General features: G+C 41.3%; 20 protein-coding genes. 4 read left to right on the top strand and 16 right to left on the bottom strand.

Features of this window, described 5'->3' with window-relative positions:
• Nucleotides 1–20: 20 nt before the first annotated feature.
• The 10 genes from hisS to ACH63V_RS01195 form a co-directional block, all read right to left on the bottom strand.
• Complete coding sequence (gene hisS, locus ACH63V_RS01150) at nucleotides 21–1,313, bottom strand: histidine--tRNA ligase (RefSeq protein WP_396462500.1); 1,293 nt, start codon at nucleotides 1,311–1,313, stop codon at nucleotides 21–23.
• Nucleotides 1,310–2,425 carry a flavodoxin-dependent (E)-4-hydroxy-3-methylbut-2-enyl-diphosphate synthase gene (gene ispG / locus ACH63V_RS01155; RefSeq protein WP_000572095.1) on the bottom strand — a complete coding sequence of 372 codons (1,116 nt, stop codon included), beginning with the start codon at nucleotides 2,423–2,425 and terminating at the stop codon, nucleotides 1,310–1,312. Before ispG ends, hisS begins: the two co-directional genes overlap by 4 nt.
• A 21-nt stretch (nucleotides 2,426–2,446) precedes the next feature.
• Nucleotides 2,447–3,238 carry a helix-turn-helix domain-containing protein gene (locus ACH63V_RS01160; protein ID WP_396462501.1) on the bottom strand — a complete coding sequence of 264 codons (792 nt, stop codon included), beginning with the start codon at nucleotides 3,236–3,238 and terminating at the stop codon, nucleotides 2,447–2,449.
• Complete coding sequence (pilW, locus tag ACH63V_RS01165; protein WP_396462502.1) at nucleotides 3,229–4,029, bottom strand: type IV pilus biogenesis/stability protein PilW; 801 nt, start codon at nucleotides 4,027–4,029, stop codon at nucleotides 3,229–3,231. Before pilW ends, ACH63V_RS01160 begins: the two co-directional genes overlap by 10 nt.
• A 15-nt stretch (nucleotides 4,030–4,044) precedes the next feature.
• Nucleotides 4,045–5,277, bottom strand: coding sequence for a 23S rRNA (adenine(2503)-C(2))-methyltransferase RlmN (gene rlmN / locus ACH63V_RS01170; protein ID WP_396462503.1), 1,233 nt, complete (start codon nucleotides 5,275–5,277; stop codon nucleotides 4,045–4,047).
• Between the two features lie 122 nt (nucleotides 5,278–5,399).
• Nucleotides 5,400–5,831: a nucleoside-diphosphate kinase gene (gene ndk, locus ACH63V_RS01175; RefSeq protein WP_000963851.1), complete on the bottom strand. Its 432-nt coding sequence runs from the start codon at nucleotides 5,829–5,831 to the stop codon at nucleotides 5,400–5,402.
• A 113-nt stretch (nucleotides 5,832–5,944) separates the two neighbouring features.
• Complete coding sequence (iscX, locus tag ACH63V_RS01180) at nucleotides 5,945–6,145, bottom strand: Fe-S cluster assembly protein IscX (protein WP_004698764.1); 201 nt, start codon at nucleotides 6,143–6,145, stop codon at nucleotides 5,945–5,947.
• A gap of 99 nt (nucleotides 6,146–6,244) precedes the next feature.
• Nucleotides 6,245–6,796, bottom strand: a complete 552-nt coding sequence (locus tag ACH63V_RS01185; protein ID WP_039250407.1) for a phosphatase PAP2 family protein — start codon at nucleotides 6,794–6,796, stop codon at nucleotides 6,245–6,247.
• 24 nt (nucleotides 6,797–6,820) lie between these two features.
• On the bottom strand, nucleotides 6,821–8,128 hold the full coding sequence (locus ACH63V_RS01190) for a glycosyltransferase family 4 protein (RefSeq protein WP_396462547.1): 1,308 nt from the start codon (nucleotides 8,126–8,128) through the stop codon (nucleotides 6,821–6,823).
• Nucleotides 8,129–8,267: 139 nt separating this feature from the next.
• Nucleotides 8,268–10,451, bottom strand: a complete 2,184-nt coding sequence (locus ACH63V_RS01195; RefSeq protein WP_263612898.1) for a carboxy terminal-processing peptidase — start codon at nucleotides 10,449–10,451, stop codon at nucleotides 8,268–8,270.
• 192 nt (nucleotides 10,452–10,643) lie between these two features.
• Here ACH63V_RS01195 and nagZ point away from each other — a divergent pair, with 192 nt between their 5' ends.
• Both nagZ and ACH63V_RS01205 read left to right on the top strand, forming a co-directional pair.
• A complete protein-coding gene (gene nagZ / locus ACH63V_RS01200) occupies nucleotides 10,644–11,663 on the top strand; it encodes a beta-N-acetylhexosaminidase (protein ID WP_396462504.1) in 1,020 nt (339 codons plus the stop codon).
• Between the two features lie 325 nt (nucleotides 11,664–11,988).
• Complete coding sequence (locus ACH63V_RS01205; RefSeq protein WP_396462505.1) at nucleotides 11,989–12,831, top strand: class I SAM-dependent methyltransferase; 843 nt, start codon at nucleotides 11,989–11,991, stop codon at nucleotides 12,829–12,831.
• A 55-nt stretch (nucleotides 12,832–12,886) separates the two neighbouring features.
• Here ACH63V_RS01205 and ACH63V_RS01210 read toward each other — a convergent pair whose 3' ends face one another.
• Nucleotides 12,887–14,200 carry an alpha/beta fold hydrolase gene (locus ACH63V_RS01210; RefSeq protein WP_396462506.1) on the bottom strand — a complete coding sequence of 438 codons (1,314 nt, stop codon included), beginning with the start codon at nucleotides 14,198–14,200 and terminating at the stop codon, nucleotides 12,887–12,889.
• A gap of 299 nt (nucleotides 14,201–14,499) precedes the next feature.
• Here ACH63V_RS01210 and ACH63V_RS01215 point away from each other — a divergent pair, with 299 nt between their 5' ends.
• Nucleotides 14,500–15,765, top strand: coding sequence for a glutamate-5-semialdehyde dehydrogenase (locus tag ACH63V_RS01215; RefSeq protein WP_396462507.1), 1,266 nt, complete (start codon nucleotides 14,500–14,502; stop codon nucleotides 15,763–15,765).
• Nucleotides 15,766–15,870: 105 nt separating this feature from the next.
• Here ACH63V_RS01215 and ACH63V_RS01220 read toward each other — a convergent pair whose 3' ends face one another.
• From ACH63V_RS01220 to edd, 5 genes are all read right to left on the bottom strand, one after another.
• Nucleotides 15,871–17,499, bottom strand: coding sequence for an NADP-dependent glyceraldehyde-3-phosphate dehydrogenase (locus ACH63V_RS01220; RefSeq protein WP_274785914.1), 1,629 nt, complete (start codon nucleotides 17,497–17,499; stop codon nucleotides 15,871–15,873).
• Between the two features lie 144 nt (nucleotides 17,500–17,643).
• Complete coding sequence (locus tag ACH63V_RS01225; RefSeq protein ID WP_004698777.1) at nucleotides 17,644–18,156, bottom strand: gluconokinase; 513 nt, start codon at nucleotides 18,154–18,156, stop codon at nucleotides 17,644–17,646.
• A 17-nt stretch (nucleotides 18,157–18,173) separates the two neighbouring features.
• Nucleotides 18,174–19,532, bottom strand: a complete 1,359-nt coding sequence (locus ACH63V_RS01230) for a gluconate:H+ symporter (protein ID WP_049066377.1) — start codon at nucleotides 19,530–19,532, stop codon at nucleotides 18,174–18,176.
• A 185-nt stretch (nucleotides 19,533–19,717) separates the two neighbouring features.
• Nucleotides 19,718–20,347 carry a bifunctional 4-hydroxy-2-oxoglutarate aldolase/2-dehydro-3-deoxy-phosphogluconate aldolase gene (gene eda, locus ACH63V_RS01235; RefSeq protein ID WP_396462508.1) on the bottom strand — a complete coding sequence of 210 codons (630 nt, stop codon included), beginning with the start codon at nucleotides 20,345–20,347 and terminating at the stop codon, nucleotides 19,718–19,720.
• A gap of 20 nt (nucleotides 20,348–20,367) precedes the next feature.
• Nucleotides 20,368–22,221, bottom strand: a complete 1,854-nt coding sequence (gene edd, locus ACH63V_RS01240; protein ID WP_396462509.1) for a phosphogluconate dehydratase — start codon at nucleotides 22,219–22,221, stop codon at nucleotides 20,368–20,370.
• A gap of 759 nt (nucleotides 22,222–22,980) precedes the next feature.
• Here edd and ACH63V_RS01245 point away from each other — a divergent pair.
• A complete protein-coding gene (locus tag ACH63V_RS01245; RefSeq protein WP_396462510.1) occupies nucleotides 22,981–24,183 on the top strand; it encodes an acetate/propionate family kinase in 1,203 nt (400 codons plus the stop codon).
• Nucleotides 24,184–24,226: the final 43 nt, after the last annotated feature.

Raw genomic sequence — 24,226 nt, forward strand, 5'->3', positions numbered from 1 at the left:
CCTTTTCCAGATGTTTCAGTTTATTTTGTAAATTTTTCAATTAAGAATGGTACGAGTTCAGCCAATGCAACTTGAGACTGCTCAGCTGTTGCTAACTCTTTGATAGCAAGCTGCTGTGCTTCCCATTCACGTTCACCCAAAATCATGGCGTAAACGGCCCCAGCTTGATCAGCTTTTTTCATCTGACTCTTCATGCTGCCTTGTGAACCCGTTTTAATGCGAACATTACTATTAGCAGCTTCTAACTGATCACGTAATTGCTCTGCCAAAACCAATGCTTTAGCTTGATAAGCAGGCTCTGCAACCAAGAAAACTTCACAATCGCGTACAGTTTCAGCTTGTTCAACTTGCTCAAGTAGAAGCAATAAACGCTCCATCCCCATTGCAAAACCAACAGCAGGTACAGACTGATCAGCCTTACCTTTTAATTGACCAACCAGACCATCATAGCGTCCGCCTGCACATACTGTACCTTGCGAACCTAGTGCTGTCGTTGTCCACTCAAAAACAGTTTTATTGTAGTAATCTAGACCACGTACCAATTTTTGATTAATTACAAATTTAACGCCTGCAGCAGTCAAATAGTCTTGTAATTGTTGGAAGTGGCTTAGACTGTCTTCTTTTAAGAAGTCATGTAATTTCGGCGCATTTTCCAAAATTTTCTGGGTCGATTCAATTTTAGAATCTAAAATACGTAATGGATTTGTCGTTAAACGACGCTGTGAATCTTCATCCAAAGCATCTTTATGTTCATTTAAGAACGTAACTAAAGCATTACGGTATTCTGTACGCTCATCTGTTTCACCTAAAGTATTCAACTCAAGCTGAACCATTTGGGCAACGCCCATACGTTTCCACAAACGAGCTGTCAAAAGAATCAATTCTGCATCGATATCAGGAGTCGCGACACCAAAAGTTTCTACACCGAACTGATGGAACTGGCGGTAACGTCCTTTTTGTGGTTTTTCATAACGGAACATAGGTCCCATATACCACACACGTGGTGTAGCGCCACGCAACAAGTTATGTTCAACCAACGCGCGTACACAACCCGCAGTCCCTTCTGGACGCAAAGTTAATGATTCAGGTGGGTTCCCTTTATCGAAGAATGTATACATTTCTTTTTCAACGATATCAGTTGCATCACCAATAGCACGTTTAAACAGTCCCGTTTGTTCAACGATCGGCAAACGAATTTGTTGGTAACCATAAGCATCCATTAACGATGCTAAATGCTGCTCGAGACGTCTCCACGCTGCTGTTTGCGTTGGTAAAACGTCATTAAAACCTTTGATTGCGACAATTGAACTCATGATGAACTACGAATAATTTCTTTAGATTTAGCTTCTTCAAGCTCTTGAACACGTTGACGAACCATAGTTTCGATTTCATCAACCAATTGATTGGTATCAATTAAATGGCTTTTCTCACCATTACGATAAACCAATGAACGAGGCGCTGCCCCAACAACCCCGATATCTGCTTCTTTTGCTTCACCTGGGCCATTTACCTTACAACCAATAACCGAAACATCCATTGGCGTACGTATATCTTCTAAACGCTCTTCTAAGGCTTGCATCACCTGAATCACGTTAAATTCTTGGCGAGAACAACTTGGACACGCAATAAAGTTAATCCCGTTAGAACGTAGGCCAAGCGATTTTAAGATATCAAAACCGATCTTGATTTCATCTTCTGGTTCAGCAGCAAGCGAAATACGCATGGTATCGCCAATGCCTTCCATCAATAACCCACCAAGAGCAATCGCTGATTTCACAGTACCTGTACGGTAAATACCAGCCTCGGTTACACCCAAGTGCAATGGATTATCAATTTGTTGTGAAAGCAAACGATAAGCATCCATGGTTAAAAACACATTTGATGCTTTTACGCTGACTTTAAACTCATGGAAATCTAGACGGTCTAAAATATCAATATGACGTAAAGCCGACTCAAGCAGCGCCTGCCCTGTAGGCTCGCCATATTTTTTCTGTAAGTCTTTTTCTAGAGAACCCGCATTCACACCAATACGCATAGAAATGCCATGATGACGTGCAGCAGCAACAACTTCACGAACTTTCTGGTCTGAACCGATATTACCTGGATTAATACGCAAACAGTCTGCACCATAGTCTGCAACTGCCAAGGCAATTCTATGGTCAAAGTGAATATCAGCCACTAATGGAACTGAAACACGTTTGCGGATCGCACCAAAGGCTTCAGCTGCTTCCATAGAAGGAACTGAAACTCGCATAATATCTGCACCTGCATCAACACAACGTTCAATCTGAGCAACTGTTGCATCGACATCGCAAGTTTCGGTATTTGTCATACTTTGCACGCTAATAGGTGCATCGCCGCCGACATAGACCGAACCAACACGGATTTTACGTGTTGGTCGACGTTTAATTGGGTTCTCTATCATTGTATCGCTCAACTCATGGTATTAGCGGGATAAACGGAATTCAGCTTTACCGTTTACCGTATATGGAGACAATGAAATCTGTTCTTGGTTTAAACTTAATGACACAGCTGTTGCGTCATCAAGACGAATCTGGAATGGAGACTCACCATTTAAGGTTAAAGTCGATGCCTGACGACCCGTAGCTAAAACCTTCCCTGTTGCATCTACAATATGAACAGAAGTTGGACGGTTAAAGTTTAACACCAATTGATCACCCGCTGTTGCAGAGGCATTTCCTTTCATAGGTAAAACTTCAACATTAGACTGATTTGCTTTTGGCGCCTCAGCATCTTCTTTCTTTGAAGTCCATTTTTGAACACCCACCACAATCCATGACACGACAACAATAATCAAAATCGCAAGCAATGCACGCTTTAACAACTTCCTGTTACGATCACTATTAGAACCCGGTAATTTACCCATGATTTTAATTGGCGAATTGTTTAAGGCATGATTTGGTAACAGCCCAGTATCATTTGCATAAATCTCATCGAAACGTTGAATAATTGCCGTCGCGTCCGTATTTAAATATTTTGCATATGAACGGTAATACCCCTTAATGAAAGTCGCTTCCGGCAATGATTTATAGTCATCTTGCTCTAAAGCGGTCAAGGTCTTAACCGGCATATTTAAATCTGAAGAAACTTGCTCTAATTCTTTTTTCTGAGCAACTCGAATTTGACGTAAATACTCACCAGGACGTTGAATATTTCCTAAAGCAGAAGTCGGTAAGCTTGAGCCAGTTGGCTGCTGTGAATTAGGATTTATTTCCATACGGCCTCAGTACTATACTGTAATTGCAAATAACGTTGATATTCTGGACTTTCCGGGAACAAGGCACGTAACTGGTTTACTAAGACTTGCATTCCCATTTTATCCGCATTGGCTCGAGCCACTCTTACACCAATCCAAAGTGCTCTCGCACCCTGATTTTTCTGCCCCACTGTATGAACATATTGTTCATACATTTGTGTAGCAGCCGGAATCTGCTGCTGCAAATAAAAAATTTCTGCTAACTCTAACATTGAAATGTAAGAGTCGCGGTTAGCAAGGAGTGCTTGTTTGAATGTTTTTTCAGCACTCGCAATATCACCCAATTTTAAATAAATCCGCCCAAGATTTTCTAAGGCTTGATAGCGTTGATCATAACCTAATGTTGCACCAGCAATACGGAATTGCTCGACTGCATCATTATAACGCTCCATTTGGTACAAGTACGTACCATAATTATTACGTGCCTGAGCATTATCTGGCTCAGAAGAAATTGCACGTTTAAAATAATGTTCTGCTTTTTCTAAATTGGGTTTACTGCCTTCTTGTTGCAATAAAATACCCATCATCATATTTGCCGTTGCATCACGGCTATCGACACTTAAGGCTTGATCAAGGGAACGCTTTGCAGAATCCAAGTCACCAGAACGAATGTATTCTGCAGCAAGCTGCGTACGCACCTTAACCGCTTTTTCCGGGTCCTTTTTTAGTGTTGGCGAAGTCTGACAACCACTTGCCAGAAATGCAACTGCAACCCCCATACATAACATGATCTTTAACTTCGGAGTACTCAAAGTCTTCCCTCAACTTTATCCTTGTGTACGTAAAATCTCTTGACGCTGTGTAACTTTTTTCTGCCACTGTTCAGCACGGCGGGTTCTATCAGCTACTTGACCCACTAACTGTCCACATGCAGCGTCAATATCATCACCACGTGTTTGACGAATCGTACACACAAATCCGGCATCAGACAAAGTTTTTTGGAACGAGATAATACGATTTCGACTTGAGCGACCATATGGCGCGTGCGGGAACGGGTTAAACGGAATCAAGTTAATTTTACTTGGTAAATTTTTTAATAATTTAATCATTTGCTGTGCATGTTCAGGTTGGTCATTCACACCTTCCAACATGACATATTCGATAGTCACATGTTTACGCGCACTTTCATTACCATCTTTGGCAATATAACGCTGACATGCTGCAATCAATTGAGCCAATGGATATTTTTTATTAATAGGCACTAATTCGTTACGTAGTTCATCGTTTGGCGCATGTAAAGAAATTGCCAAAGCGACATCAATATCTTTCGCAAGCTGGTCAATTTTTGGTACAACACCTGACGTTGATAAAGTCACACGACGTTTTGACATGCCATAAGCAAAGTCATCAAGCATAATGTGCATTGAGCTTAATACGGCGTCATAGTTGAGCAATGGCTCACCCATACCCATCATCACGACATTGGTCACTGAACGCTCACGTTCAGCAACAGGCACTTCTTCCATATAAGAATAGTTTGCCATCCAAAGTTGCCCAATAATTTCATCTGGGGTTAAATCACGCTGGAAACCTTGCTTACCTGTTGAACAAAATGAGCAGTCCAATGCGCAGCCTACTTGTGATGAAATACACAAAGTTTTGCGCAAACCTGTTTTATCTTCGGCAGGAATTAATACAGTTTCAACTAATGAACCCGCGCCCTCACCTACACGAAACACCCATTTACGTGTGCCATCTTTTGAATAGTGACGGTGAACAACCTCAGGAGCTTTAATCTCACAAATCTGTTCCAGTTTTGCGCGCAACTTTCCTGAAATATTGGTCATTTCAGCAAAATCAGTAACAAAGTACTGATGAACCCATTTCATAACCTGTCCGGCACGAAACTTTTTCTCACCAATATCTTCGAAGAATTTTTCTAATTGCGCGCGTGACATGCCGAGTAAATTCACTTTTTCGGCAGCAGGCGATGCTGGCGTGGACGAAGATTGCTGCTGTCCATCAAGATTTTCAGATGAAACGACCACTGCAGAACTCATGTGTATTTACCTAAACCATGTCAAAAACAGAAGATATTGTTCAAGAATCAGACAATATGCTCTTGAGAGAATAAAAAAACCAGATAAGTAGTATACCACTTATCTGGTTTGAATGCTTTCGATTAACGAGTGCGTGGGCAGATCTCGTTGTCAGCAAAGAAGTAAGCAATTTCACGCTCTGCAGAAGCAACTGAGTCAGAACCGTGAGCAGCATTTTCGTCGATGCTTACAGCGAAATCAGCACGGATAGTACCAGGAGCCGCTTCTTTAGGGTTTGTAGCACCTAAAATTTCACGGTGAGCAAGAACTGCGTTTTCGCCTTCAAGAACAGATACTACAACTGGACCAGAAGTCATGAATGCAACTAAGTCACCAAAGAAACCGCGTTCTTTGTGCTCTGCATAGAAACCTTCAGCATCAGCTTGAGAAAGGTGTTTCATTTTAGTCGCAACAATTTTTAAACCCGCTTTTTCGAAACGAGCAAAAATTTCACCGATGTGGTTTTTAGACACAGCATCAGGCTTTACGATAGACAAAGTACGTTCAATAGCCATGAGTGGCTCCTTTATTTTAAGATTTAAACTTTAAAAAATTTGCAGCATTATACCGATGTCATAGGCAATAATCAGCTTTGAATGTGTAAAAGTTGCGATTTTTTCTACTGTTTTTAGCGAACTTCGTCTATCCAGGCCATTTGGATACCTTCTAGCAATCCTTCGGTTGATTTATTTGGGTCATCACTGAAGTCTGGTAATGCACATACCCATGCATGTAAATCGGTAAAACGGATCCATTGCGGATCAACTTCTGGATGTGCTTCTGACAATTCAATGGCAATATCAATCGTATCTGTCCAACGTAAGCCCATAGCGGCTCCTATCTGTTTAATCTGCTAAATCACGAACTGTGTACTTTAGCAAATCCACAAACCTAATCGATAGCTTAAGCTGATAAAAATTACTGTTCGTTATAAAGCGATGTTTAATAATGGCGCTACAAATATAATGATACTTGCCACTGCTGCACCAATAAGTGCCCCCACAATCACATCACTTGGGTAGTGAAGCCCCAGTACCATACGAGACAACGCAACAAGCACCATGAAAGGTAACATAGCGGCTAATAACACAGGTTGGATATACCCCAACACAATTGTCACCATCACTGCATGTAACGTATGGCCAGATGGAAAACTAAAGTGATCAAGTGGTCTTTCACCAAGCACAATCACTTGATGGACTTGGTATGGGCGTGGACGCGTCGTTTTATGTTTTAGAAATTTATAAATTGCTGTTCCAATCGAGCCGCCAATTAACAAATAGATAATTTGCAAACTGTAGGTAATACCATGCATTCCCCATACAATTGCCAGCATGAGGTACCAAAATGGCCCATCGCCCGCACGGCTAATAATTTTGAAGAATAAAGCCACACGTTGTGAGTGAGAAAAATGATTGAGATATAAACAGCCTCTCAAATCAAGATCGAGTATTTTTATTTTTGCATTCTTTAATTTCATGGTCGTTCTCCTATTTTAGGATACTTAGGTGAAGTCCACCGAGGATTCCTTCACCACCTGATAAAATGCCTGTTCTAATTGTTGTACCGGAAGTTGCCAACCGCTTTGCTGTACTTTATGACAGGCTTGTATGCCCATTTCTCTAAGTTGTTGTACTGAAGGGAGTTGATAAATTTGTTGTATAAAATGGTTTTTCTGCCCAAGTGGACTTAACCAACCACTTACGTTATGGACTAAATATTGATGTGCACATGCATAATCATACGCGATAACCGGCAAACCGCTCGCCATTGCCTCTAAAACTACGTTACCAAACGTTTCAACTTGACTCGCAAATACAAATACATCTGCGCTTGCATAGGCAGCTGCCAAATCTTGTCCACGCAAACTACCTGTGAAAATGACATTTCTCGCTTCAGGTAATGCTTTTAATCGAGCAAGATCCGGGCCATCTCCCACCACAACCAGTTTAGTTTTATGTTGCTGCATGTTTTGCATGTTTTGCATGGCTGCATAACTTTCAACAATCAATTGCACTTCTTTTTCTGGTGATAAACGTCCTACATACAGCATGACACGAGTATCGGCATCGACATCCCATTGTTGGCGTAGGCTTTCTGAGCGATGCTTTGGCGAAAAGCGCGTAGTATCGACACCTCGTCCAACCACAATAAGTGGGCAGGTAATACCAAAACCACGCAAAGCTTCTTCTGTATCTTTACTTGGAACACAGGTCACTTGCGTGTTGTTATGAAACCAGCAAAGATATTTTTGAATTGGCTTAACTAAAAAAGCCAGATCAAAGAATCGACTAAAATCTTGAAATGGTGAATGAAAGCCACTAGAAACAGGAATGTCTTTTGCTTTTGCAGCTTGCATAGCAGTTAAGCCCAGCGGCCCTTCCGTCACAATGTGCACAACATCTGGCATAAATTTTTCAAAAGCTTTTGAAACTTTTAAATATTGAGGCCAGCCAAATTGCAGCGTTGGATATTTCGGAATCGCTTGTGACATGACCAGACATTCTTGCTCTGGCAAAAAATCATAACACTTGGCTTTTTGTTCAGGTCGAACCAGTAGAATTTTATGCCCTTGTTTTTGCAAACCTTGACATAACTGTAATAGTGAGAGTGCTACGCCATTAATTTCTGGTGGCCATGTCTCTGTCACAATTGCAATTTTTAAACGAGGTCGAACCAACCCGTGGAGTTGGTGCAATTCCTGAGTATTAGACAACTGCTGTTTTTGTTTAAAATAGAATTGGAAGCTTTCAGGGAGTTGCTGTTGTTTTAATAGTGCTGTCGCGTATGAGCCTTGCATAGCGCCATCCATCAATGTATTTATTTTCATGCTTAAAGATTAAGCAGTTTTTTTGACATTTTGATGATAAATGCGTGACAGTTTACTGACATAAAAAATTAAAAAAGCACACTGAGAACAGCGTGCTTTTTCGTAAAACAGACAAAAGAACTTAACGGTTTTGCAATTTTGCATAGTCCATAAGTACATTTGCCGCTTCATTCACAAATGTTTCTTCTTCTGGCAACGCAGGACGTTGGTTAGCTTTCATTTTGGCACGAGATTCAGCTAACGCATCTAATGAAGCTTGGTAGCTTTCCCAGTTTGCAAAAGGTTTTTGACCTGTTGCTGCACGACGTTCATTTTCAGCATCTAAAGTTTGCTTTTCTAAACTCAAAAGCTCTGCACGGCGCTTATCAATATCAAGCACAACCTGTTTCTGGTCACTCGTAACCTTCGCGATTGCCGTACGTTTATTTAAATATTTAAACTGAGGATCGGCAGCAACACGTTGTTCAGAGAATTGAGACAACTTCGCAACATATGGTTGAACAGAACCTTCACGCTTAAATGGTGCAGTCGGAATGGTATCCCACTTCAATGCATTTTTCGATTTACGCTCACCAAACTCTTCGTTATAGATATCGACAAGCTTAATATCTGGCACTACACCTTTGTTTTGCGTACTACCACCTGTAACACGGTAGAATTTACGCTGAGTTAAGGTCGCTTGGCCGTATGCCAAAGTATCAAGTTGGACCTGAGCTGTACCTTTACCTGTAGTTGTACTACCAATGATAATGCCACGTTCATAGTCTTGAATTGCCGCAGAGTAAATCTCACTTGCTGAAGCAGATGCCAAGTTCACCAATACAGCGAGTGGACCTGTATAGATTTGCTGACCGCCATCGTTGTCTTCAAATACACTAACATTGCCGTTGCCATCACGAATTTGCACAACTGGACCTGACTTAATCACTTGCCCAAGCATACGTGCAACTTCTTCTAATGAACCGCCCGGGTCATTACGCAAGTCAATAATAATACCTTCTACTTTCTTCGCTTTTAATGCCTCAAAAGCATTTGCAGTATCTTCGGAAACTGAACGATATTGCTGACCAGCGCGACGTGAACGATAGTCAAAATAGAACGATGGAATTTCAATCACACCTAATACATGCTTTTTACCATCGCGTGTCACTTCAACTGTACGTGAGCGAACACCTGCATCTTCTTCTTGAATAACATCACGTACTAAAGTCACATTACGTGCCTGACTCATTGATGCACCAGCACCAAGAAGTTTTAGCGTGACTTTAGTGCCACGTTTACCACGAATAAGCCCAACAATTTCCGAACTTGTCCAACCAACCACATCGATCATTTTGCCGCCCTCTTGAGCGACTCCAACGATTCGATCTCCCGATTTCACTTGACCAGACTTACTTGCAGGACCACCTTCTACAATGGTTTCAATCTTGGTGTAATCTTCATTGCCACGCTCTGGACGAATCGAAACACCAATCCCTTCAAGCTGCAAAGTGGTTTGGCGATTCAATTCAATCGCATCAATTGGTGGATAATAGTTACTGTGTGGATCATAAGTCGCTAACATTGCATTTAATGTTTTATCTAAAACATCATCGCTTTTTACACGACTAATTCTTTCAAGCTGACGTGTATAACGCTTAGTCAAAGTCTGAGCTGGCGTTAAATCTTCCGGACCTTTTAAGTCTTGACCATCAGCAAGTGACGGGTTTTCTTTAAGTGCCTTTTGTTTTGCCTGCTCTTCTTCACGACTAATCGTTAAATTAATTAACTGTGAAACCAGCATCTTACGCCAGTGATTTTGCTGCTCAGCCGTTGTTTTAAAATACGGCGCTTTTTCGCGATCTACTTCTATATAGCTATTTGGTTGCTTTAAGTTCTGTTGTTGTTTCAACTCAGCCAACATGAACTCGTAAAATTGTTTTAAGCGTTCACGATATTGCTGGTGAATTGCAAACGGTCCAGTTAAGTTTCCCGCTTTTAATGAAGCACCAAAATTTGAACCATAGAGTTTTTTATAATTTTGAACTTCAGCGTCTAAAAATAATGAATGGTCTGGATCAAGACTGTCTAAATACATATCAAGAATACGGTTAGATGTATTCGCATCCAGACGCATATTTAAATAATGTTGGCGATCAACTAAAGTTGCCAGTTGACGAGCCACCAAGGCCTGCTCTTGCGTTGGCTGGATCGATTGAGAAACAGCAGCTGTATTGGTTGCTGCTCTTGCTTCGTTCATCGTATGAGAGAAGAATAAACCGCCAGTCGCGATTGCTACTGCACAAGCTATAGTTTGAAGTTTCATAAATTCTTAATACTTCCTTGGGTGTTCGTATCTTACACGCTCTGTTTTCGATATGAACTAAGCAGATTCAACATCTTAACCAACTAAATTGTTTATACCGTGTAGTTTTATCATATTCTGTACTGACAAAATGTAGCAAATCATTGCAAAATTCGCTTATTGTTTTTCAATCAAAATTCAAATGGAACCAATATGATTGGCGCGTTGATGCTGGACATTGCCGGCACAGAACTTACTAAAGAAGATATTGAACTATTACAAGCTCCGCAAGTCGGTGGCATGATTTTATTTGCACGAAATATTGAATCACCACAACAAGTCCGTGCTTTAACCGACCATATGCGCCAAGTTCGCCCAGATATTTTGATTGCTGTCGATCAGGAAGGTGGTCGAGTTCAACGTTTAAAATCTGGCTTTACGCTATTGCCAGCGATGGGCCGCTTTGGCGAACTCTATATCACCCAACCACAAAAGGCGCTTGAACTGGCTGAACAGTGTGGTTGGTTAATGGCAACTGAAGTCTTGGCTGTGGGGATCGATTTTAGTTTTGCACCAGTTTTAGACCTTAATGCCATTAGTGATGTCATTGGTGACCGTGGCTTCTCTAAAAACATTGAGGATATTGCCCCGCTTGCTGGTGCATTTATGCGCGGTATGAAAAAAGCTGGTATGGCAAATACCGGTAAACACTTCCCAGGCCACGGTTCGGTAAAAGCCGACTCTCATGTCGCAGCTGCAATCGACAGCCGTAGCTATGACGAGATTTATAACCATGACATGCAAAGCTTCATTAAGCTTATGCCTGAGCTTGATGCGCTCATGCCTGCACATGTGATTTATGATCAGGTTGACCCAAATCCGGCAGGTTTCTCACCTTTCTGGATTCAAGAAGTTCTACGCAAACGTTTGAATTTTAATGGCGTACTTTTCTCTGATGACTTAAGCATGCAGGCTGCATGTGTAGCAGGTGGCGCAGATGCACGTATTCAGGCCGCTCTGGCAGCTGGTTGTGATATGGGGCTAGTATGTAATGACCGTAGTGCAGCATGTACAGCACTTGAAGGTATTGCAAACTTAGAGCTACCAAACCAAGAACGCCTTGAACGCATGCGTGGTCAAATTCCACAAATCCAAGTTGGTGAAACTTTATCGCTTGGAAATGACTGGCAAGCTGTCAAAACAGCCATTGAAGAGTTTAAGAATTCGATTTAAGTTAGTAAAAATTTTAATTGGCTACAAAAACCTATTCACTATCTGATACGCGGTTAAGTCATACGCAACCTGCTCATCTGCTGAAGGATATTGATTGCTTCAATATATTTGATAGATGCAGAAAGTGAACAGGTTTTGCGTATGACAATGGTTTTGGTTACTTTTCCCGAAAGAAAAGTAACTCCAACTGAAAGTTCATCCCAGAATGCCAACCTAATTGACAGGACTCCATCATGCAGGTTCATTCACCATCAATGCATTAGAACCTCTTCATTGTTATTAATAATGAAGATCACACAAAAACAATAAATCGAGTTCAGGACGAATGACACAACACCTTTCAAAACACCGCCACATCTCTTTTACAGCACACTATACGGGTTATATCTGGTATCAAATGGGGATCTCACACGAAGCACTTGCTACCAGTAAAGGCAAATCACTGGCATATTTAGTTCACCCATTAGAGTCTTGGGCAGAGAAATATGTGGGTGGCAGCATGCGCACGACGCTTAAACAGCGCCATACCATGCTTGATCATAATTTAGAGAAGTTAATTCAAGAAAACTCTGATTTACAGGTGCTTGAAATTGCCTGTGGTTTATCACCACGTGGCTGGTGGTTTAGGCAGCATTACCCTTCTATTACCTATCGAGAACTTGATTTACCCGATATGGCACAAACCAAACAAAATGCCCTACAACAAATTGAAAAAAATGCACCTGAGATTTTATCAGTCGATTTATTTACCGAAGCCTTTGCTCAAGCATTTGAAGTGTTTGACCCGAACCGTTCACTAGTTGTGATCAGTGAAGGTTTGATTAACTATTTTGACAAAGATTTATTAAAACAACTGATCCAGTCAATTGCTCACTATGGGACTTCTTTTAAAAAGCTCCATTACTTAACCGACCTTTACCCTGAACCTGTTAAAAACAAACTCGCCAGTATTATCTGGAACAGCAGTAAATTACTTAAACTCATGTCTCGCAGCTCTTTTAGTTTTCATTTTAAAACGCCACTTGAGGTGAAAGACTTTTTTAAAGATGCAGGATTTAGTCAGGTAAGTGTTGAACAACCACAAATATTCTTTGGACAAGTTTCTAAAGAGAGAGGTGAAGAACATTTAGGCGACTTAGTTTGGACCATTCACGCCCAAACAAAATAATAAATATAAAAAATGGAAGCTCGAAATAAACAAGCTTCCATTTATAAAAACCTAATTAAGCAGTTTGTTTTTGACGGACAATAAAACGACTTAAACGATCAGCAAGCTCAAAACTGCCATGTTTAAATAAAGCACGGATTCCTTGTTCAGTAGCTTCAAAGATTAAACATTCAATCGAGAAAGTGCCTTCCTCATCTTCTAGATGCAGAGCCAGATCCCGTGGGTGTTCATTTACAAAGTCGAGCTGTGTCACATCATCTAACTTCAAGTACATCCCAAAGAAAGTCACGTCAACAATCGTCACTGACACTTCCGTTTTACATTCACGGTGGCTCAGTTTCGTTTTAGGTTGAAGAACTGAAATCCGCTCTTCACCACGGCGCTCCATGTTTTGCATTTGTTCACGTGTCATAGGAATAATGCCATCCAAATTTTGGATAGATTCACCTTTTAAGAATGAAGTAAACAAACTCATGGTTTCTTTACGACGCTGGAGCTGTGGTACATGATCAGCATTCGCAATCAGAGCAAATTCCATATCTGGACATTGCAAAGCAAAATTGGCATTTTCATGAGGCAGAGTAAAACTGTCATACTGCCCTGCTGCAACCAGTGTTTTACACTTTGGAATCGGCACATCTGTTAAACGCAAAAGTCGATTACAGTTAATGTCATAACGTTCACGCTCGGTACCCGTAAACTCAGCCATTTGCCTAAAAAATAATTTTTTAGCTGTAGGTGACATACGGGTTTTATCTAACTTGGCATGATTGACCAAATATAAAATTACCGCTTGCCCAAACTCTTCCATACGGTTTTCTTGCATGAGTTTGAGCGATTCTTCCAAAATCATTCGCCAGCTTTTACGGGTCTTTTGCATAACACCCATCAAAATCATGCGATCCATCAAATCTGGACGGTGATAGGCAAAACAAGAAGCAACGACTGAACCCAACGACATTCCCATTACAGAAACTTTTTGAATTCCGACAATATCTAACCAGCGACCTAACATTTCTGATAAATCAGGTAGTTCTAATGTTCCAGCAGAAATTCCAGTATCCCGATTGGTAATTTGTTGATTTGCACCCATAGATGGCAAGTCAATTAGAATGACTGGACCACTTTCAAACAGTTGCTCAACACAATATTTATAAGAGTTAAAATTTTGAAAAGCACCACCAACAATCACAATCGGTGTTTTGTGAATGGTTTTTGGGTCTGCAATCGCCATGTATTCAATTTTCCAGCCGTCAATCCATGTGGTACGAGCTGGTTGTTTAAAACTATCTCTATGGTAGATATCGAAAAACCCAAAACCGGCATAAGCTTGGTTTATCTCCGAATCCATTTGAATAATGGAATTCATATCCTTGCTTCCTCCTTGCTGTAATTTTTTTATGCTGCAAGAGTTCCTTCTTGAACATGTAATCTTTTATGCACAAATCTTTAAAATTTGTATTAGTTTGTATTGCACAAGTCCATTCTAAACAATTGTCTGAAATATACGCAATCGCTGAAATGACCGCTCATCTTGTTTAAGCCGCTAATAGTTTTCAAAATATTTAAATGTTTTTTTATAGCGGTCACATTTTTGAAAAAAAGCCATTCATTGTTCCGCATTTGACTGCTACTATCGTAGTCATTGGTAAATGATTAAAAACTGCTATGCAAGATTCAATTGAACAATACATGCAAAAAGTTGGGCAACAAGCACGTGAGGCTTCACGCGTTTTAACAAGTGCTTCAACTTCGCTTAAAAATCATGCACTCTCTGCTATTTATACTGCTTTAGAAAATAATCAGGCAGCAATCTTGGCGGCGAATCAAATCGACATGGAAAAAGGCCGTAACAACAAGCTTGATAGTGCCTTACTTGATCGTCTTGAGCTTACGCCCGCACGCTTTAAAGGGATGTTGCAAGGTTTAAAAGATGTGATCGCGCTTGTCGATCCAATTGGGGAAATTACGGATCTTGCATATCGCCCCACAGGTATTCAAATTGGAAAAATGCGTGTGCCTTTGGGTGTCGTTGGTATGATTTACGAATCACGTCCAAACGTAACACTTGAAGCTGCATCTTTAGCAATTAAATCGGGCAATGCCATTATTTTACGTGGTGGTTCAGAAGCACTTGAGTCAAATAAAGCCATTGCTGAAGCGATTAAACATGGTTTAAAAGTTGCTGGTTTACCTGAGCATTCAGTACAAGTGATTGAAACCTCTGACCGTGCAGCGGTTGGTCACCTCATTACCATGGCTGAGTATGTAGATGTCATTGTTCCACGTGGTGGCAAGAGCCTAATTGAACGTGTAACCAATGAAGCTCGCATTCCTGTCATTAAGCATCTTGATGGTAACTGTCATGTGTTTGTAGAAGCTCAAGCCGACTTACAAAAAGCATTACCAATTACATTGAATGCCAAAACACATCGTTACGGTGTTTGTAATGCGATGGAAACACTGCTTGTTGATGAAAAAATTGCAGACGTTTTCTTACCACGTATTGCTGAACTTTATGCTGAAAAACAAGTCGAACTCCGTGGCTGTCCAGAAACACGTCGTATTTTAGGCGCTTCTGTAAAACCTGCGACAGAAGAAGATTGGTATACCGAATATTTAGGACCAATTCTTGCTGTTAAAGTGGTTAGTGGTATTGATGAAGCAATTGACCATATCAATAAGTATGGTTCACATCACACCGATGCCATTGTGACTGAAAACTATACTTTGGCTCGTCAGTTCTTGGCTCGTGTAGATTCGAGTTCAGTCGTGATTAATGCTTCAACTCGTTTCGCTGATGGCTTTGAATATGGCTTAGGTGCTGAAATTGGTATCTCAACAGATAAAATTCATGCACGTGGTCCAGTTGGTTTAGAAGGCTTAACTTCTCAAAAATGGATTGTGTTAGGTGACGGTCAAATTCGTCAATAAGTCCTCTCTTATTTAAATAAAATGCCTGATCAATATCAGGCGTTTTATTTTGTTAGCTCCAATAAAAAACCAGCCCAAAGGCTGGTTTTTTTAATCATATGTTCATTAGAAAATAAAGTCGGTATTCACAAATTTAGAATAGTGCTCAGACACCATAGAGGCCAGCATGCCTTTGCTATCATCGGTCTGTTTAGCCGCAATCATAGCGCGGATAGAGAAAGCACGTAACGCATCATGCACAGACAGTGTACCTTCCGCAGAATCTTTACGGCCACCGAATGGGAATACATCTGGACCACGTTGACACTGACAGTTGATATTTACACGACAAACTTGATGTACAAGTGTATCGACTAAATGACCAATTTGCTCAGGATCGCTACCAAAAATACTCACCTGCTGACCATGATCCGAAGTCGTAACATATTCCAGCACAGTTTCAATGTCATCATAAACAGAGACAGGCACCACTGGACCAAACTGTTCTTCGCGATACAGTCTCATACCCTCTGTCACAGGATAAACTACGGCTGGATAGAACATGGTTTTGCAGAATTCGCCACCTTCCGGATTAACGACTTTAGCTCCTTTTGCCACGGCATCTTCAATGACTTCAGTCATATAGGTTGTACGGTGCATACCTGGCAACGGAGTAATAAATACACCCTTTTCCCAAGGCATCCCCACTTTTAGTTTAGCCAGTTCAGCCGTTAAACGCTTAACAAATTCGTCAGCTATTGACCGATGTACCATCAGCATTTTGAGCGCAGTACAACGCTGACCATTAAACGACAATGCTCCTAACAGGCACTCTTTCACTGTTAAATCCAAATCAGCATCTGGCAGAATAATGGCTGCGTTCTTTGCATCTAATCCTAGAATCGCACGCAGACGGTGAGATTTAGGATGTTGTTTTTTCAAGTGATCGGCCACTTTACTAGAACCAATCAATGCCAATACATTAATTTTTCCAGATGCCAACAGATGTGGCACCACCAATGAACCTGGCGCATAAATGGTATTGATCACACCTTTTGGAAATGAATCACGAAATGCTTCCAACAACGGTTCAAACAGCAAGGTCCCAAATTGAGGCGGTTTAAAAATGATGGTATTACCCATCAGCATAGCCGGAATCAAGGTAGCAAAGGTTTCGTTCAGCGGGTAGTTGTATGGTCCCATACATAACACGACACCTAATGGAGTACGACGGATTTGACCAATCGTACCTTCAGCAATCACAAAGCGGGAGTTGGCATTATCCAGATCTTTCAGGGCATCAATCGTTTGACGCATATAGGTGACAGTACGGTCGAACTCTTTTTCAGAGTCCGCCAAGCTCTTGCCAATTTCCCACATGATCAGTTTAACAATGAGGTCTCGCTGTTCCACCATACGCTGAATGAAATTCTGCATACAAGCGATGCGCTCACCCACTTTCATCATTGGCCATTCACCACGACCATTATTGTAGGCGCGTACTGCCGCTTCCAACGCTTCGTCACTTTCTTTCTCACCCATGACTGGATAACTACCAAGCTCAACTTGCTGCAAGCTACCGTCAGGCTGCTGAATCCAGATTGGAGAGAATGTCTTCTTGGTTGAACCAGCCCATAACTTCAACTCACCATCCACTAACGAGATACGCTGATGAATCTGAGATGGCAGACGTACGCTGTCAGGAATACTATCTACTGGGGGAAATTTATGTTGTAAATTATTTGAATGGCTCATTATTCTTATCTCCAATTATTTATAAATTTAAACCTAGCCCGTTATGAACAGGTCTAGTTTGTGTGAATACCAGTACTGTTACCGGTATTCACCTTGCTTGGGCCTCAGGCTATAGAGCCATCAAGATGTGAGTTTTAAATGAGGTTATCCTCGACACACACTATCAGTCACCCCTAGCTTCTGGATGACTTGTTCAATGATCTGTTCTGGTGTGAGCGCAATATCAATAGCAATTGCTTCATTCACATCAGGTTCCTCTAATGTATCTAGCTGAGTTTGTAACAATGATGGGTCAAAGAAATGGCCTGCTCGCTCAGCAAGACGTTGCTGCAACAGCTCATAAGAACCTTTTAAGTATATAAACTTAATATTCTGGTCCTGCCCTCTTAAAATATCGCGATACATCCGCTTTAAAGATGAGCATGTAAATACAGCCGTTTCACCATCTCTTTGTTTGGTTTCAATCGCCTGACGAATGGCTTGTAACCACGGCAAACGGTCTTCATCAGTTAAAGGAATACCTTGGCTCATTTTGCTTTTATTTGCAGCCGAATGAAGCGTATCGCCATCGAGGAACTCACAAGCCAAACGCTCTGATAACAACTCACCGATTAGGGTTTTACCTGTTCCACAGACACCCATTGCAATCACAATCATGGATTACTCACCTTTAATTATAAAATAGTGCTAAGCAGTAGCGTGAAAGATAAACCCAACACCGAAATGATCGTTTCTAATACCGACCAAGTTTTGAGTGTCTGCCCTACTGTCATACCAAAATATTCTTTGATTAACCAAAATCCTGCATCATTTACATGTGAGAACACCAATGAACCTGAACCCGTCGCAAGGACTAAAAGTTCTGGTCTAACAGCAACACCAGCTGTAGCTGCAATTGGGGCAACAATGCTACAAGCGGTAGCCATAGCAACCGTTGCAGAACCCGTAGCCAAACGGATTAATGCTGCAACAAACCAGCCCAACAATAACGGCGATAAATTTGCCTTCAAAGCTGTAGATACAATCTCATCAGAAATACCGGTGTCACGTAAAATGCCACCAAAACCACCACCTGCACCTACAATCAACATAATCCCGGCAATAGAAGCTAAACACCCGCCACAGAATTTTTCAATTTGTTCACGGTTAAAGCCCTGCATCGTACCAAAGGTAATAAAACTGACCAGTACAGCAATAAGCAATGCGATATCAGAAGTACCAATGAAACGTAGTACATCATTTGCGAAAGTTTTTGGTGCAAAGAACAGATCAGCCCAACTTCCGATTAACATGAGTACAACAGGCAACATAATCGTAAATAAGGTAATCCCAAAGCTTGGTAGCTCACGAGTCTTAGTCGTATCCGCATCAACAAACTGCTTTGCTAACGGGTTATTTTCAGACAGTTTGACGTATTTATTAATCCAGAGTGCATACAAAGGCCCAGCCACAATAGCTGTTGGAACACCGACTATTAAACTGTAAGCAATCGTTTTACCAATATCAGCATGATATGCCTGCACTGCCAGCAAAGCTGCTGGATGTGGCGGAATTAAACCATGTACAACCGACAAACCAGCAACCATCGGCAAACCAACAACTAATAAGGACTTGCCTGTCCGTTTAGCAATGTTGAACGCAATTGGAATAAGTAGAACAAAACCGACTTCGAAAAATACGGGAAGACCAACAATAAGAGCAATAAACATCATGGCCCAGTGAATATTTTTCTCACCAAACCATTTAATTAAAGTAATTGCTATTCGTTCAGCACCACCCGACTCGGCCATCATTTTGCCGAGCATCGTTCCGAGTGCGATTACAATCGCAAGGTGGCCCAAGGTTTTACCAGTACCAGCTTCATATGACTTAACAATATCGCCCATTGGCATGCCAACAGCTAAAGCTAAACCGAGTGAAACAATGATAAGAACTAAAAAGGGATAAATTCTGAACTTCGCGATCATAACAACCAATGCAATAATCGCGATTACAGTGTAGATCAGCAACATGCCACCCTGAACCGTCTCCATGGGACACTTCTCCTTGGAATTATTATTTAGGCACACTACCTAAACAAAAGTCTTCAACCACAGTAATTCCTACTGTTAAGACATTAATTTTTTATATTTAGGTGTGACCAGCACAAACTGGTCACATCAATACAGCCTTTAAAGCACATAGAATGCACTTCATTTTTTATAAATATTGACTACATTTACAATGCTCTCAACTGACTCGCAATTTGAGCTAAACGCGTAATTTCAGCCCAGTCTTGTGCAGTAACAACAGCTTTAGGCGTCAACCATGAACCACCTACACAAACGACATTAGGTTGCTTCAAGAACTCTGGTGCTGACTCTGCTGTAATTCCACCAGTCGGGCAAAAACGTAAGTTTGGAAATGGACCATAAAATGCTTTTAGCATCTCGACCCCACCTGCTTGCTGAGCTGGGAAAAACTTCACAATGTCATAGCCAAGCCCAATCGCCTGAATCAGATCACTTGGTGTCATGACTCCTGGTAATAAAGGTAAGCCAGCATCTTGCGCAGCCAAATGTAAGTCTTTGGTCAAACCAGGAGATACACCAAACTTAGCGCCTGCTTTCTTAGCTTGAGCACAATGCTCAGGCTTGGTAATTGTTCCCACCCCCACCACAATGTCGTCTGCCAACTGAGATGCTCGCTCAATAGCAGCAAGACCCGCAGCGGTACGCAACGTAATTTCAAGGACTTTTACACCACCAGCATGCAACGCACGTGATACATGTTCACCTTGTTCGGCAGAGTCAAAGGCCAACACTGGAATTACTGGGCCTAATTTGACCACATCTTCAATCTTGCTCATTACTTTGTAATTCCTTTGTCTCAAATATGCGCTTGTGGCTCTTCACCAACAAGTGAACCAAACACAGATGCCCCATGTTCAGCAGGCGCTGCTGCTGCACGGAATACACCAAATAATTCACGGCCAAAGCCGACTTCATTTTCTGCCTGATGTTCTGGTTGTGCAACAGGGCGTGACTGCCAAGTTTGTTCATCTAACTCAATATCGAGTACACCAGCCTCAGCATCAATCACCAACATATCTCCGGTTTGAACTTTAGCAATCGGCCCATTTAGTAAGGCTTCTGGAGATAAATGAATCACCGCAGGAACTTTGCCTGAAGCACCAGACATACGACCATCCGTGACTAAAGCAACGTGGAAACCTTGGTCTTGTAAAACACCCAGAACAGGCGTTAAACGATGTAACTCAGGCATACCATTGGCACGAGCACCTTGGAAACGAACAACTGCAATAAAGTCTCGGTGTAATTCGCCACGATCAAACGCTGCTTGTACTGCTTCTTGAGAGTCAAACACAATTGCCGGAGCTCTAACTTTACGGTGCTCTGGCGCAACCGCAGAAATCTTGATAACACCACGACCAAGGCGACCTTGCATTAAGCGCAAGCCACCATCTGGCTGAAACGGCGCATCAATGCTACGGAGTACTTTGTCATCGAGGCTCTGAACCACACCGTCAACCCAAGTGAGCTTACCTTCAATCAATTTCGGTTCTTTGGTGTAGTGCTGTAAACCTTTACCAGCGACTGTCGTTACATCGTTATGGAGTAACCCTGCCTCAAGTAAGTTACGAATTAGGAAAGCAACCCCACCCGCTGCTTGGAAATGGTTTACATCAGCCTTACCATTTGGATAGATTTTTGCGAGCAATGGAACAACAGCAGACAACTCATCAAAGTCATCCCAGTCAATTAAGATGCCAGCCGCGCGTGCAATCGCAATCAGATGCAATGTGTGATTGGTTGAACCACCAGTTGCGAGTAACGCCACAATGCCATTGATAATGGCTTTTTCATCGACAACATGACCAATCGGTGTGTAGTTGCCTCGCTCAGCAGTTAGGTCAAGCACACGTTTAGCAGCTTCGGCAGTAAGAGCGTCACGTAGTGGTGTGTGAGGATGAACAAATGCAGCACTTGGCAAATGTAAACCCATCACTTCCATCAGCATTTGGTTACTATTCGCTGTACCGTAAAAGGTACATGTGCCCTGACCATGATAAGCAGCCGATTCAGCTTCAAGTAAGGCATCACGGCCCACTTGACCAGTCGCGAATTGTTGACGGATTCTGGCTTTATCATCATTTGATAAACCACTACTCATTGGACCCGCAGGCACAAAAATAGTCGGTAGATAACCAAACTGTAAGGCACCAATCAGTAAGCCCGGCACAATTTTATCGCATACCCCGAGACACAATGCGGCATCAAACATATTATGAGAAAGTGCAATTGCTGTACTCATCGCAATTGTTTCACGTGAAAACAATGACAATTCCATACCGGCATTACCTTGAGTAATGCCATCACACATTGCCGGCACACCACCTGCAAACTGAGCAACACCACCATTTTCACGGGCAGCTGTTTTTATAATGTCTGGGAAGGTTTTATAAGGGGCATGTGCTGAAAGCATTTCATTATATGAAGACACAATGCCAATATTTGGTTCACGTCCAACTTTAATAATTAATTTTTCATTATCTTCCATGCTGGCAAAACCATGCGCGAGATTGGCACATGAGAGTGCACCACGAGCAGGAAATTTACCTTGGGCATGTTCAATGCGTTGTAAATATGCAGAACGAGTTTTTTGGCTACGCGCGATTACACGCTCGGTAACTTTTGCCAATATTGGGTTCGGCAAGTCCATGCTGGACGCTCCTGTACAACCGGATAAGCCGGAAAAACAAAATAGACCAAATGATATATTTAACGATCATTTGGCAGAGGGATGAATAATATTATTAAGGCAAAAAGCGACATGCAAGCCCTTATAACTCCGAGCAATACTCTAGGCCTTAGCATTAAAGACAAATAATGTTTAAGTTTTAAACAAGGAAATGATTTTATTTTTGACTATATTTACGGGTAAATTAAACATTAATAACTATGAGAAATTTCTCATAATATCAAAGCAATAAAATATCTTTATAAATGGATAAGCACTGACTTTTTTATACTTAGTTTAATATTAAAAATGTTTATAATTTATCCTTTTTATCCTATATATAAACTATTAAAACTTAATTTCAATTACGTATATTATTTGTAATACTCCCCTCTAGTTTGATTAAAATGACAGCACTTCTTTTTTCTTAAAAAATTTATACCAAATAGTTGAAAATTACTTTAATTCAAAATTTACTTTTCATAAATACATACAAAAAACTGTTTAATTCTTCTACAAAAAAACAATAAATACAGTGGTTAAGCTTTATACTCAACGAATACTAGTTATAAAAAATTTGATGGTCGATAGTGCTTAAGTCTAATGGGCTAAAGTCTATCTTGGACAGAAAAACAACACATGTTAAAACATCACAACCTGCTCTAAATGCATGTTGCAATTAATGCTTTTGATCAGGAAGTTAGGAAAACTATTTTTAAATCAGGACTTGGGTATTTCAACGTGGCTACATCAGTATTAGTTATTAATTGCGGTTCTTCATCTATTAAATACGCGCTGGTTTCAGACCGTCGTGAAGATCGTATTTATGGTTTAGCAGAAAACTTAGGGGCGGCTGATGCTCGTATTAAAGGAATTACAGTCGGTGGAGAACCACTAGAGCTCTCAATTCCCTATGCTGACCACGCCAAAGCTTTAGAAACTTTACTTGCACGTCTTGCAAACTATAAACCTCAAGCAATCGGTCACCGTGTCGTACATGGTGGAAGCCTCACCAAAGCTGAATTACTTACTCCTGAAATTATAGAACGTATTCGTGCAGCTACTCCTCTTGCACCGCTTCATAACCCAGCCCACTTAATCGGGATTGAAGCAACGATGCGCCTATTTCCTGAATTACCTCAAGTTGCTGTATTTGACACTGCATTCCACCAAACCATGCCTGCGCATGCATACCGTTATGCAATCCCTAAATTTTTATATACAGACCATAACGTCCGCCGTTATGGCTTTCACGGCACAAGCCATGCTTATGTGTCTGACCGAGGCAGTGAACTGGCTGGTAATTTCCAAAAAGGTGGTTGGTTAACAGCGCATTTGGGCAATGGTAGTTCGACTTGTGCAGTATGGAACGGACAAAGTGTTGATACTTCTATGGGGCTTACTCCGCTTGAAGGTGTTGTAATGGGTACCCGTAGTGGTGATGTCGACCCAAGCTTACATAGTTTCCTTGCAAAAAACCTTGGTTGGGACTTGGCGAAAATCGATAAAGTTTTGAATAACGAAAGTGGCTTACTTGGCTTATCACAACTTTCTAACGATATGCGTACAGTGATTGAAGCCTCTGAAAATGGCAATGAAGATGCGCGTCTTGCAATTGAAGTATTTAGCTACCGCCTTGCAAAATCACTTGCTGCACTAAGCTGTGGTTTACCGAGCATTGATGGCTTGATCTTCACAGGTGGTATTGGTGAGAACTCAGCTTATATTCGTGAAAAGACTTTAGCTTATTTACCTCACTTTGGTTTACAGCTCGATAAAGACCAGAACAACAATTTAAAACGTGGTACAGAAGGCCGTATCGATAGTGGTACAGGCCCACAAATTTGGGTCATTCCAACCGATGAAGAAGGCCGTATTGCTAAAGAAACTCGTCAGGTTGTAGACGTTTCACAAAACACATCTCCTGAAGTTAGCCTTGTTTAATTACAGAAGTCAAAGAACGTTATTCATTTATTTATAGGTTTAT

Origin of the sequence: Acinetobacter sp. ABJ-A23_2, assembly GCF_044538765.1 — a bacterium.
Taxonomy (GTDB): Bacteria; Pseudomonadota; Gammaproteobacteria; order Pseudomonadales; family Moraxellaceae; genus Acinetobacter; species Acinetobacter nosocomialis_A.